This window comes from Enterobacter sp. RIT637 (genome assembly GCF_019718755.1).
Classification (GTDB): Bacteria; Pseudomonadota; Gammaproteobacteria; order Enterobacterales; family Enterobacteriaceae; genus Enterobacter.
Genome location: NZ_JAIHAZ010000001.1, coordinates 281,652 through 295,196, shown reverse-complemented (window position 1 = coordinate 295,196; position 13,545 = coordinate 281,652). Strand labels below are relative to the sequence as shown.

Sequence of the window (13,545 nt, the reverse complement as noted above, 5' to 3'; positions counted from 1 at the left end):
GAAACCTCGTAAACTAATCGGTGAGATGAAGGAATGCGGCTCCGCGCATGCCTCCTGCGTCCCCGTGTCGCGCGCGTTCAATACGCGGCACGCGGGCGACCGGCAATAAATGTCGGGGCAAACGCCCGGACAGCTGTTCCGTAATCGCGGTAAAGTTTGAAAGCCCTCCCCCGATCACCAGCAGATCCGGGTCGACGATGGTGAGAATATTTCCCAGACACACCGCCAGCAGATCCAGATAGCGCTCGACGTGCTCGCGCGCCTGCGCATCCCCTTGCTCCCACAGGGTAATGATTTGAGGGGCCTCAAGTTTCTGATGATAGAAGTGTTCGTAAAGCCATGCAAACCCGCGGCCGGAGAGAGTGTTCTCAATACAGCCGTGCTGGCCGCAGCCGCAGCGGGTGAGCGGAAAATCGCGCCCGACGACGTCCAGCGCATCCACCGGAAGACGAATGTGGCCGAACTCACCGGTGATGTAGCTGCGCCCGGTAATCGGTTTGCCATTAATAACGATCCCGCCGCCAACGCCCGTGCCGAGGATCAGCCCCATCACCAGTGGATACTGACGGAACTCATCGTCCCAGGCTTCGGAGAGGGCAAAACAGTTGGCATCGTTATCTAAACGCACGTCGCGTTCAAGGAGGGCAGAGAGATCGGCGCGGAGCGGTTTACCGCTGGCGGCAGGCACGTTGGCGGCATACAGCGTGCCGTCGTCGGTTTCGGGCATCCCGGGAATGCCGATGCCGACGCTGCCTTTGACGCCAAAGCGTTCATCGGCCTGCGCCACCAGCGCGGCAATGGCGGTTAAAAATTCATCGTAGCTTTCGCGTGGCGTGGGAACGCGGGTTTCCCACTGAAGTTTGAGGTCTTTATCAAACACGCCGAGCGCAATCTTGGTGCCGCCAATATCAAATCCATAATACATAACGCATTCCTCTTTCTGACATAGCGGCCTCAGGACCGCTATACCATGACGTAATTACTGGCCACTTAGTACCCTCGCCGGATCAATTCGGCTTGCGCGACGCGCCGGATACCAGCTTGCCAGCAGACTCAGTAAAAGTGCTGTAACCAGCACATAAATAACGTCCAGCCAGTGCAGTTCAGACGGCAGGAAGTCAATAAAATAGATATCACCCGACAGGAACTGGTGGCCGATAAGCTTTTCAATCCCGTTGATGATTGGGGTCAACTGCAGGGAAACCACCACGCCAATCACCACGCCGCACAGGCTGCCGAACAGCCCCGCCAGCAGACCGTACCAGACGAAGATGGCGCGAATAAGACCGTCTTTTGCCCCTAAGGTACGCAGCACGGCGATGTCGCCGCTCTTGTCTTTGACCGCCATCACCAGCGTCGAGACGATATTAAAGCACGCTACACCAATCACCAGCACCATCGCCAGATACATAATGGCGCGGATCATCTGGATATCACGGTACATATACCCGTAAGTGCCGATCCAGCTTTTGATGTAGACATAGTTATTAGTCACGCTGCCTGCATCACGCACAAGTTTGTTGGCGTTGAAGACGTCGTTCACCTTAATGGCAATGCCCGTCACGCTGTCGCCCATGTCGAGATACTGGCGCGCGTCTTCCAGCGGCACCATGGCGAAGCTGTGATCGAGCTGACCGCTCAGTTGAAGAATACCGGCAACGTGCAGGCGCACGCGCTTAGGCTGCTGCAGTTTGTGGTCGGCGCTGGCGTTCGGGATCATGATCGATACCCAGTCGCCCTGCTTCACCTTCAGAGCATCGGCAACGCCTTTGCCCATGATGATCTGCTGCTCGCCAGCCTTAAAGTTCGCCCACGCGCCGTTCTGCACAAATTGCGGCAGCGCGCTGAGACGTTCTTCCTGGGCGGGGTTTACCCCTTTCACCTGAATGGCGCGCAGGTTTACTCCGCTCTCCACCAGCCCGGTAAAGTTGATGTAGGGCGCGGCTGCGGCAACACCCGGCACTTTTTCGACTTTGTTGAGTGCGTCGCTCCAGTTTGTCCACGGCTGGTTAACCGGCTCGATCTCCCCGTGCGGCACCACCGCCAGAATGCGGTTGTTCAGCTCGCGCTCAAAGCCGTTCATGGCGCTTAAGCCCACGATCAATACCGCCACACCGAGCGCGATACCCACGGTGGAGATCACGGAGATGAGCGACACCATGCCGCCACGACGGCGACCGCGGCTAAAACGTAAGCCGATGAGTAGCGATAACGGTGACGCCATTACTCTGCTCCCATCAGGGTCAGTTCCGCATTCAGATGGCCGTCGCGCATCTCAAGCTGGCGACCCATGCGTTTTGCCAGCTGCAGATCGTGGGTTACCACCAGAAACGCGGTCCCCTGCGAGGCGTTCAGCTCGCCCAGAAGCTGGAAAATACTGTCCGCATTGCGGGCATCCAGGTTACCGGTAGGTTCATCCGCCAGCACCAGACGCGGGTTGTTGACCAGCGCACGGGCAATCGCCACGCGCTGGCGCTCGCCGCCGGAAAGCTCAGAGGGACGATGGTTACCGCGATGGCCCAGCCCTACCGCTTTCAGCATGTCGCTGGCGCGGGCGTTAATTTCTGCCGGTTTCTTTTTGCCAATCAGCAGCGGCATCGCCACGTTTTCCAGCGCCGTGAAATCCGGCAGCAGGTGGTGGAACTGGTAGATAAAGCCCAGCTCGCGGTTGCGCAGCTCGGCCTTCGCCGCGGAGGACATTTTGCTCATCGGCTGGCCGGAGAAAATCACGTCGCCTTCGGTTGGCGTATCCAGCCCCCCCAGCAGATGCAGCAGCGTACTTTTGCCGGAGCCGGAGCTACCGACAATCGCCATCATCTCGCCTTCGCCCACGCTAAAGCTCACATTGTGCAGCACGTCGGTCTGCACAGTGCCTTCCTGATAGCGTTTGGACAGGTTGTCGCATTGCAACAGGATCTTATTCATAACGTAAAGCCTCAGCGGGTTGAGTGGCGGCAGCGCGCCAGGAAGGATAAAGCGTAGAAAGCAGCGCAATGGCCATCGCGGCCAGCGCAATACCGACCACCTGCAGCGGCTCGATAGCCACCGGCAGCGCCGCGCCGTCAAGCAGCGCGCCGATGATCGGCATTACGTTATTCAGTTGGCTGGCAAGCAGCGCGCCCAGCACGGCACCGAGCAGCGCGCCGATGATGCCTGCGCTCGCCCCCTGAACCATAAATACGGCCATGATCTGGCGCGGCGTCAGCCCCTGGGTTTGCAGAATAGCGACTTCGCCCTGCTTCTCCATCACCATCAGGCCCAGCGAGGTAATGATGTTAAATGCGGCCACGGCGACGATCAGGCTCAGCAGCAGCCCCATCATGTTTTTTTCCATGCGCACGGCCTGGAACAGTTCGCCTTTACGGTCACGCCAGTCCTGCCATTTGGTGCCTTCCGGCAGCGTTTGCTGGCTGAGGGTGTCCACCTTGAGCGGCTGATCGAGCCACAGGCGCCAGCCGGTGATATTCCCCGCCGGGTAGCGCATCAGGCGCGACGCATCCTGAATGTTAACCAGCATCTGATAGCCGTCGACTTCGCTGTTGGCGGCAAAGGTACCAATCACGTTGAACAGGCGCTGGCTTGGCAGGCGACCCATAGGCGTAAACTGGCTTGCAGACGGCACCATCACGCGCAGCTGATCGCCACGGTTGACGCCAAGCTGTCCGGCAAGCTGTTCACCCAGAATCACGTTGTATTTTCCGGCTTCCAGATCGGTCTGCTTCACGTTAACCAGATACGGCGTCAGCGGATCGTTTTGCGCCGGGTCGATACCCAGCATCACGCCGACCGCCACGCTGCGGGCGCTTTGCAGCACAACATCGCCGGTGGTTAATGGCGCAACGCGCGTGACACCCTGTAACTTCGCCGCGCTTTCCGGCAGCTGTTGCGGGTTAACCGAACCGTTGGATGATGAGAGAACGGCCTGCGGCATCAGCCCCAGGATATTGTTTTGCAGCTCGCGCTCAAAGCCGTTCATGACGGAAAGTACCGTCACCAGTGCCATCACGCCAAGCGTAATGCCAATAGTCGAAAGCCAGGAGACAAAGCGACCGAAGCGGTCCGCGGCGCGCCCACGCATGTAACGTAAGCCTATGAAGAGTGCGACAGGTTGATACATGAAGTCCGTCTGTTTGCTGATAGCAGACCCACGAGTATATAAGCGAATCCGTTAAGCGTAAATGACTGAAACCGTAAGCTTTGGTAATCATTTTTCCTAAAAACTCAGATAAATCAGGGTGGTACTTTCGGTTTCTGCTCTGCACACCCTCCACCTTTTCCGAAAAACGTCCCGATACAGACAGTTACCCGTTACATCTCTTTGTCGTTTTAGAACAATTGCCCGTTCGTTTATGGCAAAACAGGTATTGGTTACCGATGAAACAAAAAGCATTATGGATTAATCAGATAAAGGGGCTGTGCATCTGCCTGGTGGTGATTTACCACTCGGTCATCACCTTTTATCCTCATCTCAGCGGGCTGCAGCATCCGCTGTCAGGGCTTCTCGCCAAATGCTGGGTCTATTTTAACCTGTATCTCGCACCGTTCCGCATGCCGGTGTTCTTCTTTATCTCCGGCTTTCTGATCCGCCGATACATTGATGAAGTGGACTGGCGCACCAGCCTCGACAAGCGCATCTGGAGCATCGTCTGGGTGCTGGCGCTGTGGGGGATCCTGCAGTGGCAGGCGCTGACCCACCTGAATGCCTGGCTCGCACCGGAACGTGAACTGGCAACCTCGTCGAATGCGGCCTACGCCGACTCGGTCTCGGGCTTTATTCTGGGTATGCTCACGGCCAGCACCAGCCTGTGGTATCTGTATGCCCTGGTGGTCTACTTCACGCTGTGTAAACTGCTGAGCCGCTGGAAATTGCCAGTTCTGGGACTGCTCGCGCTGGCAAGCATTGCCATTAACTTCCTGCCGCTGCCGTGGTGGGGAATGAACAGCGTCGTGCGTAATATGATCTACTACAGCCTGGGCGCGTGGTACGGTGCGCAGCTCATGGCCTGGATGAAGGCGCTGGAAATACGTCGCGTCTGGCTGGCGATGGTCGCGTTCGCCGGGGTATCCGTTGTGCTGTGGTTTGCAAACGTTCCGCTCCTGCTCTCCCTGCTGTCGATTGTGCTGATCATGAAGCTTTTCTACAGCGTTGAACAACGTTATGCCGTTCATCCCGACAACCTGTTGAATGTGGTGGGTTCGAATACCATTGCGATTTACACCACGCATCGCATTTTAATAGAGGCATTCAGCCTGTTCCTGATTGGTGAAATGAATGCCGCGTACTGGCCGGTGTGGGCCGAGTTAACGCTGATTCTGGTCTATCCGTTCGCCAGCCTGCTGGTCTGCACCCTTGTTGGGCTCGGCATACGCAAGATTTCCACCTCTCTCTTTGGCGATGTCTTTTTCTCCCCACCCGCTACGCTCGCCCCGTCAACTGCGACCCGCTGATCTCCTCTCCGCCCCCTTTTCGGGGGCGAACTGCCTCCCATACGCTTACGATTTGCTAATGCAAAACGATCGAGGATAATAAAGACATTGCGTATCAGTGATATGCCCCAATACTGTTGGTATATCCATAAGAGACTCTGACATAGCCATGCCTGAACACTATCGCTTTACCTTGCCTGTTAAAGCAGGCGACCAACGCCAGCTGGGCGAACTCACGGGCGCGGCGTGCGCCACGCTGGTGGCAGAAATCGCTGAGCGCCATCCCGGCCCGGTGGTGCTGGTTGCCCCGGATATGCAAAATGCCCTGCGCCTGCATGACGAAATCCGTCAATTTACCGATAGCCTGGTGTCCAGCCTGGCCGACTGGGAAACGCTGCCGTATGACAGCTTCTCCCCGCATCAGGAGATCATCTCTTCACGCCTGTCAACGCTCTATCAGCTTCCGACCATGCAGCGCGGCGTGTTAATTGTGCCGATCAATACGCTGATGCAGCGCGTCTGCCCGCACAGCTATCTGCACGGCCATGCGCTGGTGATGAAAAAAGGCCAGCGCCTGTCGCGTGATGCCCTGCGCGCGCAGCTTGACGGTGCCGGTTATCGCCATGTCGATCAGGTGATGGAGCACGGCGAATACGCCACCCGCGGCGCGCTGCTCGATCTTTACCCAATGGGCAGCGACCAGCCGTACCGTCTGGATTTCTTTGATGATGAAATCGACAGCCTCCGCGTGTTCGACGCCGACACGCAGCGCACGCTGGAAGAGGTGGAATCCATCAACCTGCTGCCCGCACATGAATTCCCGACGGACAAAACCGCTATCGAGCTCTTCCGAAGCCAGTGGCGCGACCGGTTTGACGTGAAGCGCGATGCCGAGCACATTTATCAGCAGGTCAGCAAAGGCACGCTGCCTGCGGGGATCGAATACTGGCAGCCCCTGTTCTTTAACGAGCCTCTGCCCGCGCTGTTCAGCTACTTCCCGGCGAATACGCTGATTGTAAACACCGGAGATATCGAGACCAGCGCAAGCCGCTTTGAGAGCGAAACCCGCGCCCGCTTCGAGAACCGTGGCGTGGATCCGATGCGTCCGCTGCTGCCGCCTGAGACGCTTTGGCTGCGCACCGATGAGCTCAACGCCGAGCTGAAGCGCTGGCCGCGCATGCAGCTCAGAACCGACTCGCTCGCGGATAAAGCGGCCAATACCAACCTGGCCTTCCAAACGCTGCCGGACCTCTCCGTTCAGGCGCAGCAAAAATCCCCGCTGGATAATCTGCGCAAGTTCCTGGAATCCTTTAGCGGGCCGGTGGTGTTCTCCGTTGAGAGCGAAGGTCGTCGCGAAGCGTTAGGCGAACTGCTTGGCCGCATCAAGATCGCGCCAAAGCGCATTTTGCGGCTGGACGACGCCACCGGAACGGGCCGCTATCTGATGATCGGTGCCGCTGAGCATGGGTTTATCGACACGCTCAACAACATGGCACTGATTTGCGAAAGCGACCTTCTCGGCGAGCGCGTGGCGCGCCGCCGTCAGGATAGCCGTCGCACCATCAATCCGGACACGCTGATCCGCAACCTGGCCGAACTGCATCCTGGCCAGCCGATTGTTCACCTCGAGCACGGCGTCGGACGCTACCAGGGGATGACGACCCTCGAAGCGGGCGGTATCAAAGGCGAATACCTGATGCTGACCTACGCCAACGACGCCAAGCTCTACGTGCCGGTCTCGTCCCTGCACCTGATCAGCCGCTATGCGGGGGGTGCCGAAGACAATGCGCCGCTGCACAAGCTGGGCGGCGACGCCTGGGCGCGCGCGCGCCAGAAGGCGGCGGAAAAAGTGCGCGACGTGGCGGCCGAGCTGCTGGACATCTACGCCCAGCGCGCGGCAAAAGAAGGTTATGCGTTTAAGCATGATAAAGAGCAGTATCAGCTGTTCTGCGACAGCTTCCCGTTTGAAACCACGCCGGATCAGGCGCAGGCCATTAACGCCGTGCTGAGCGACATGTGTCAGCCGCTGGCGATGGACCGCCTGGTGTGCGGTGACGTGGGCTTCGGTAAAACTGAAGTCGCCATGCGCGCCGCCTTCCTGGCCGTAGAGAACAACAAGCAGGTGGCGGTGCTGGTCCCTACTACCCTGCTTGCCCAGCAGCACTTCGACAACTTCCGCGACCGCTTTGCCAACTGGCCGGTGCGTATCGAGATGCTCTCCCGTTTTCGCAGCGCCAAAGAGCAGACGCAAATTCTGGAACAGGCAAGCGAAGGCAAAATCGATATTCTGATCGGCACCCACAAGCTGCTGCAAAGCGACGTGAAGTGGAAAGATCTGGGGCTGCTGATCGTCGACGAAGAGCACCGCTTCGGGGTGCGCCATAAGGAGCGCATCAAAGCGATGCGTGCCGACGTCGATATCCTGACCCTGACCGCCACGCCGATCCCGCGTACGCTGAATATGGCAATGAGCGGCATGCGCGATCTGTCGATTATCGCGACGCCACCGGCGCGTCGTCTGGCGGTAAAAACCTTTGTCCGCGAGTATGACAATCTGGTGGTGCGCGAAGCGATCCTGCGTGAAGTGCTGCGCGGCGGTCAGGTGTACTACCTCTACAACGACGTAGAGAACATTCAGAAAGCGGCGGACAGGCTGGCGGAGCTGGTGCCGGAAGCGCGTATAGCCATCGGTCACGGGCAGATGCGCGAGCGCGAGCTGGAGCGGGTGATGAATGATTTCCACCACCAGCGCTTCAACGTGCTGGTGTGTACCACCATCATTGAAACCGGTATTGATATCCCGACCGCGAACACGATTATTATCGAACGCGCGGATCACTTTGGCCTGGCGCAGCTGCACCAGCTGCGCGGTCGCGTCGGGCGTTCGCACCATCAGGCCTACGCCTGGCTGCTGACGCCGCATCCGAAAGCGATGACCACCGACGCGCAAAAGCGTCTGGAAGCCATCGCCTCGCTGGAAGACCTCGGCGCGGGCTTTGCGCTGGCGACACACGATCTCGAGATCCGCGGCGCCGGTGAACTGCTGGGTGAAGACCAGAGCGGCTCGATGGAAACCATCGGCTTCTCGCTCTATATGGAACTGCTGGAAAATGCCGTCGATGCGCTGAAGGCCGGACGCGAGCCGTCGCTGGAAGATTTGACCAGCCAGCAGACCGAGGTGGAATTGCGTATGCCTTCCCTGCTGCCGGATGATTTCATTCCTGATGTGAATACCCGTCTGTCGTTCTACAAACGTATCGCCAGTGCGAAAAAAGAAAACGAGCTGGAAGAGATCAAAGTGGAGCTGATCGACCGCTTCGGGTTGCTGCCGGATGCCGCGAGAAATCTGCTGGATATTGCGCGGCTTCGTCAGCAGGCGCAAAAGCTGGGCATTCGTAAGCTCGAAGGAAATGAAAAAGGCGGCGTGATTGAGTTCGCGGAAAAAAACCATGTCGATCCGATGTGGTTGATTGGCCTGCTGCAAAAACAGCCGCAGCACTTCCGCCTGGACGGTCCGACGCGCCTGCGTTTTACTCAGGAGCTAACAGAACGCAAAACCCGCATGGACTGGGTGCGCAACTTTATGCGCCAGCTTGAAGAGAACGCTATCGCGTAATCTTCTCCCCCGTTAGCGCCTGGCTAGCGGGGGACAATTTACAAACTCTTTGCACTTCACCCGATCTTCCCGACAGACCTGTTCGCCATAATTATCATTAACCCTTTATAAAACAATAACCTTATCATTTATACGGATTATGATGATGACCGCTTCGCGTTTCAGTCGCTGGATCACCCTGCTTGCGCTTGCCGCTACGGTAGCCGTTGCGCTACCTGCTCGCGCAAACACCTGGCCCCTTCCCCCCCCTGGCAGCAATGTTGTCGGGCAGAACCGTTTTCACGTCGTTGAAAATAATGGGGGTTCGCTGGAGGCCATTGCCAAAAAATATAATGTCGGCTTTCTGGCCTTGCTGCAGGCCAACCCCGGAGTCGATCCTTACGTGCCGCGCGCCGGCAGCGTGCTGACGATCCCGCTTCAGGCCATTCTGCCCGATGCACCGCGCCAGGGGATCGTGATCAACCTTGCCGAGCTTCGACTTTACTATTATCCGCCGGGTAAAAAAGAAGTGACCGTTTACCCTATCGGTATCGGCCAGCTGGGCGGCGACACGCTGACCCCAACGATGGTCACTACCGTGTCGGATAAACGCGCTAACCCAACCTGGACACCCACGGCAAATATTCGCGCACGCTATAAAGCTCAGGGTATCGATCTGCCTACAGTCGTGCCAGCGGGCCCGGACAACCCGATGGGTCATCATGCGATCCGCCTCGCAGCTTATGGCGGGGTTTATCTGCTGCATGGAACAAATGCGGATTTCGGCATTGGTATGCGCGTGAGCTCCGGCTGTATTCGTCTGCGCGATGACGACATCAAGACGCTCTATAGCGTGATTACGCCGGGCACAAAAGTGAATATTATCAATACGCCAATCAAAGTTTCAGAAGAGCCGGGTGGCGTACGGCTGGTCGAAATTCACCAGCCATTATCAAAACACCTCGGTGACGATCCGCAGACACTGCCCATTCCACTGAATGCCGCGCTGGTGAGCTTTAAATCGAATACGAACACCGATAGCCTGGTGATGGAGCGCGCGATGGAAGCCCGGTCAGGAATGCCTGTCGACGTCACGCGGCATGGAGATGTCACTCCGCAGTCAATGTAAGCGCCAAAAAAAAGCCCTGCAAATGCAGGGCTTTTTTTATAGCAGTGGCATAAATGAGGGTTTAGCCAGGCTTATTTATAGATAACAGCAGTACCGTGCAGGGTGTTAGGGCCGGTTACTGAGGTGATACGGAAAGATTTAGCACCCATCTCATCCGCTTTCTGCGCAAGCTGATCTTCCAGAGAGCCCAGGTTTGTCCCCGCGTTTGCAGAGATGGTCCCCACTTTTTGTTGGTCAGCTGGAGTAGATTGGACTTCTACAGCGGCGAAGCTTGCGAAAGAGAGTGAGCTAAGTACAGCAGCAGCGATCAGGGTTTTTACGTTTTTCATGATTTTTACCTTTAGGCAGATGAATTTGGCGTCGTAAGTTATTTACTTAACGATCGATAGGTAAATGATAGATGTGATCCAGCTCACACGTCAACATGTTTTTATAACGACCATTAAATTAATTTTAATCTCTTTAATTTTCATACCCATATGATTAATTTATTTTTAAGCAAACTACGCTGGTCGCGGGATGGGTTTATTTTTATAATGGTCATTCAACAAACCAACTGAGGACCAACGGCAAATGACAACCGATGTCACGAGTTGCGCAAAGAAAAGCCGTGGCCGACCAAAAGTGTTCGACAGGGATGCGGCGCTCGATAAGGCCATGACACTCTTCTGGCAACATGGGTACGAAGCGACCTCGCTTTCCGATCTGGTGGAAGCGACCGGCGCCAAGGCACCCACGCTGTATGCGGAATTTACCAACAAAGAGGGGCTGTTCAGGGCAGTACTGGACAGATACATCTCGCGCTTTGCGGCAAAACACGAAGCGCAGCTTTTTTGCGAAGAGAAAAGCGTTGAGCAGGCGTTGCAGGACTACTTCTGCGCCGTCGCGACCTGCTTTACGAGCAAAGACACACCCGCGGGCTGTTTTATGATCAACACCTCCGCCACGCTTGCTGCGTCGTCTAAAGAGATTGCCAATACGGTGAAATCACGCCATGCCATGCAGGAGGAGACGTTAAGTACGTTTCTGGCCCAGCGGCGGCAGCGCGGTGAAATCCCGGCGCACTGCCGCCCGCAGGAGCTGGCGCAATACCTGAGCTGTATTTTACAGGGTATGTCCATCAGCGCCCGTGAAGGGGCTACGCTTGAAAAACTGCAGGGTATTACGCAAACCACGCTGCGCCTGTGGCCTGAACTGCTTAAACTCTAGGGCAAAAAAAAGCTCCTCAGCCTGAGCGCATGAGGAGCTAAGTTCAGAGAACATCTTTTTTACACTTTGTTGTTCAGTACCAGCTGACCATTGTTGTCCAGAGGGATCTGGGTGCCAGGGTCTTTATCCATGCGGATTTTGCCCTGCTGGTCGCCAATTTTGTAAGTTACGTCATAGCCCAGCATTTTTTCGGACTTGTCATAGACGGTTTTGCAGCGCTGCTGGGTAGTGGTGTACGTGTCGTTGTCCTGCATTGCGCCCTGCACCTGATTACCGGCATAGCCGCCACCCAGCGCCCCCACGACCGTCGCCACATCTTTGCCTCGCCCGCCACCAAACTGATGACCAATCACGCCACCGGCTACGGCACCGAGAACAGAACCGGCAATGCGGTTTTCATCCTGTACCGGACGACGGTGAGTCACGGAGACGTTACGGCACTCCTGGCGAGGAGTTTTCACGGTTTCTTTAATGGGGGTAGCAGAAACGACCTGCGCATACTGCGGGCCACGATCAAGTACGTTGAGACCGGCTACGGCAGCCACACCTAGCGCAGCAGCGACGCCAATCCCTATACCCGCCAACATTGATTTATTCACGGGACTTCCTCCTTTGTTGCTATTGGAAACTATTTTGCAGCAGGGCTCAGTCGTCGCCAATAAGACAAAGGATTAAAAAATGGGCGTATGGCGGAGATATATCGTGTTTGAGAGAACTCTTAAGCACACAAAGTGTGATGCACAGCATGAAATGCTAAAAACTTCCCTCCGGATGGCCCGGAGGGAGAGAAAAATCAGTGCAGCTTCAGTCGTGGGCGGATCACGCGGTTGATTCTGCCGACCAGCATCATCAGACCGGTTTTGAAGTAGCCGTGCAGTGCGATCTGATGCATACGGTAAAGGGAGATATACACGAAGCGTGCAATGCGCCCTTCGACCATCATGGAGCCGCGCATCAGGTTACCCATCAGGCTACCCACGGTGGAGAAGTTAGACAGCGACACCAGTGAGCCGTGATCTTTATAGACATACGACTTCATTGGCTTCCCTTTGTACTGCGCCAGGATGTTGTGCAGCACCAGGCTCGCCATCTGGTGAGCAGCCTGAGCGCGCGGCGGCACGAACCCACCTTCAGGCCGCGCGCAGGACGCACAGTCACCAATAGCGAAGATTTCCGGGTCACGCGTGGTTTGCAGCGTCGGCTCTGTCACCAGCTGGTTAATACGGTTGGTTTCCAGCCCGCCGATCTCTTTCATGAAATCAGGCGCTTTGATACCCGCCGCCCAGACCATCAGATCGGCTTTGATATACTCGCCGTCTTTGGTATGCAGGCCGCCTTCGTCAGCGCTGGTCACCATGGTCTGCGTCAGCACCCGCACGCCCAGTTTGGTGAGCTCATTGTGCGCCGCACCGGAAATACGTGGCGGCAGCGCAGGCAGAATGCGTTCACCGGCTTCAACCAGCGTCACGTTCAGCGCTTCGTTAGTCAGCCCTTTATAACCGTAGCTGTGCAGCTGTTTCACCGCGTTGTGCAGCTCAGCGGACAACTCTACGCCCGTCGCGCCGCCGCCAACAATGGCGATGTTTACCTTGCCATTGGCGCCCATATTGCTGGTGTACTTCAGGAACAGGTTTAGCATTTCCTGATGGAAACGGCGCGCCTGGTGCGGGTTATCGAGGAAGATACAGTGCTCTTTCACGCCCGGCGTGTTGAAGTCGTTAGAGGTACTGCCCAACGCCATCACCAGCGTGTCATACGCCAGCTTGCGTTCTGGTACCAGCAGTTCGCCTTTTTCGTCACGCAGTTCGGCCAGTGTAATGGTTTTGCTTTCACGGTTGATATCCACCACGGATCCCAGCTGGAACTGGAAATGGTGATTGCGCGCGTGCGCCAGATAGCTCAGCGCATCAACGCCCTCATCCAGCGAACCGGTCGCCACTTCGTGCAGCAGCGGTTTCCACAGGTGGCTATGGTTGCGATCCACCAGCGTAATTTTGGCTTTTTTGCCGCGACCCAGCTTTTTACCCAGCTGTGTGGCCAGCTCCAGCCCGCCAGCACCACCGCCTACAATCACTATCTTTTTCAATGGCGTAGTCAACGTGACCCCCTCAAATTATTAACCAATTGTTAACTAAAAGTTATAAAAATAACCCTTAATTAACAACAGGTTACAGCACTGAAACCA

The 13,545-nt window shown here is 56.6% G+C and carries 11 protein-coding genes; 4 read left to right on the top strand and 7 right to left on the bottom strand.

Features of this window, described 5'->3' with window-relative positions:
* Nucleotides 1-13 precede the first annotated feature (13 nt).
* The 4 genes from nagK to lolC are packed head-to-tail and all read right to left on the bottom strand — an operon-like array spanning nt 14 to nt 4,117.
* Complete coding sequence (gene nagK / locus K5E19_RS01375; RefSeq protein ID WP_221549680.1) at nt 14-925, bottom strand: N-acetylglucosamine kinase; 912 nt, start codon at nt 923-925, stop codon at nt 14-16.
* A gap of 54 nt (nt 926-979) precedes the next feature.
* Nucleotides 980-2,224, bottom strand: a complete 1,245-nt coding sequence (lolE, locus tag K5E19_RS01370) for a lipoprotein-releasing ABC transporter permease subunit LolE (protein ID WP_221549679.1) — start codon at nt 2,222-2,224, stop codon at nt 980-982.
* A complete protein-coding gene (gene lolD, locus K5E19_RS01365; RefSeq protein WP_010429765.1) occupies nt 2,224-2,925 on the bottom strand; it encodes a lipoprotein-releasing ABC transporter ATP-binding protein LolD in 702 nt (233 codons plus the stop codon). The genes lolE and lolD overlap by 1 nt, the downstream gene beginning before the upstream one ends.
* Entirely contained in the window at nt 2,918-4,117 is a 1,200-nt protein-coding gene (gene lolC / locus K5E19_RS01360; RefSeq protein ID WP_221549678.1) for a lipoprotein-releasing ABC transporter permease subunit LolC, read from the bottom strand. The genes lolD and lolC overlap by 8 nt, the downstream gene beginning before the upstream one ends.
* Nucleotides 4,118-4,374: 257 nt before the next feature.
* On the opposite strand from lolC, the gene K5E19_RS01355 reads away from it, so the two are divergent.
* The 3 genes from K5E19_RS01355 to K5E19_RS01345 all read left to right on the top strand — a co-directional run bounded on the left by K5E19_RS01355 (nt 4,375) and on the right by K5E19_RS01345 (nt 10,151).
* Entirely contained in the window at nt 4,375-5,448 is a 1,074-nt protein-coding gene (locus tag K5E19_RS01355; protein ID WP_221549677.1) for an acyltransferase family protein, read from the top strand.
* 148 nt (nt 5,449-5,596) lie between these two features.
* Nucleotides 5,597-9,043: a transcription-repair coupling factor gene (gene mfd / locus K5E19_RS01350; protein WP_221549676.1), complete on the top strand. Its 3,447-nt coding sequence runs from the start codon at nt 5,597-5,599 to the stop codon at nt 9,041-9,043.
* A gap of 142 nt (nt 9,044-9,185) precedes the next feature.
* Entirely contained in the window at nt 9,186-10,151 is a 966-nt protein-coding gene (locus K5E19_RS01345) for a L,D-transpeptidase family protein (protein WP_221550015.1), read from the top strand.
* 71 nt (nt 10,152-10,222) lie between these two features.
* Here the strand turns inward: K5E19_RS01345 and bhsA are convergent, their stop codons facing one another.
* Nucleotides 10,223-10,480: a multiple stress resistance protein BhsA gene (gene bhsA, locus K5E19_RS01340; protein ID WP_006174713.1), complete on the bottom strand. Its 258-nt coding sequence runs from the start codon at nt 10,478-10,480 to the stop codon at nt 10,223-10,225.
* A 244-nt stretch (nt 10,481-10,724) separates the two neighbouring features.
* On the opposite strand from bhsA, the gene comR reads away from it, so the two are divergent.
* Nucleotides 10,725-11,360, top strand: a complete 636-nt coding sequence (gene comR / locus K5E19_RS01335; protein ID WP_221549675.1) for a TetR family copper-responsive transcriptional repressor ComR — start codon at nt 10,725-10,727, stop codon at nt 11,358-11,360.
* A 59-nt stretch (nt 11,361-11,419) separates the two neighbouring features.
* Here comR and K5E19_RS01330 read toward each other — a convergent pair whose 3' ends face one another.
* Entirely contained in the window at nt 11,420-11,959 is a 540-nt protein-coding gene (locus K5E19_RS01330) for a glycine zipper 2TM domain-containing protein (protein ID WP_029485037.1), read from the bottom strand.
* Between the two features lie 194 nt (nt 11,960-12,153).
* Nucleotides 12,154-13,458, bottom strand: coding sequence for an NAD(P)/FAD-dependent oxidoreductase (locus K5E19_RS01325; RefSeq protein ID WP_089599891.1), 1,305 nt, complete (start codon nt 13,456-13,458; stop codon nt 12,154-12,156).
* Nucleotides 13,459-13,545 lie beyond the last annotated feature (87 nt).

Coding starts and splice junctions, on each gene's coding strand:
- nagK (WP_221549680.1), bottom strand. CDS start 925: ATGTATTATGGATTTGATATTGGCGGCACCAAGATTGCGCTCGGCGTG.
- lolE (WP_221549679.1), bottom strand. CDS start 2,224: ATGGCGTCACCGTTATCGCTACTCATCGGCTTACGTTTTAGCCGCGGT.
- lolD (WP_010429765.1), bottom strand. CDS start 2,925: ATGAATAAGATCCTGTTGCAATGCGACAACCTGTCCAAACGCTATCAG.
- lolC (WP_221549678.1), bottom strand. CDS start 4,117: ATGTATCAACCTGTCGCACTCTTCATAGGCTTACGTTACATGCGTGGG.
- K5E19_RS01355 (WP_221549677.1), top strand. CDS start 4,375: ATGAAACAAAAAGCATTATGGATTAATCAGATAAAGGGGCTGTGCATC.
- mfd (WP_221549676.1), top strand. CDS start 5,597: ATGCCTGAACACTATCGCTTTACCTTGCCTGTTAAAGCAGGCGACCAA.
- K5E19_RS01345 (WP_221550015.1), top strand. CDS start 9,186: ATGATGACCGCTTCGCGTTTCAGTCGCTGGATCACCCTGCTTGCGCTT.
- bhsA (WP_006174713.1), bottom strand. CDS start 10,480: ATGAAAAACGTAAAAACCCTGATCGCTGCTGCTGTACTTAGCTCACTC.
- comR (WP_221549675.1), top strand. CDS start 10,725: ATGACAACCGATGTCACGAGTTGCGCAAAGAAAAGCCGTGGCCGACCA.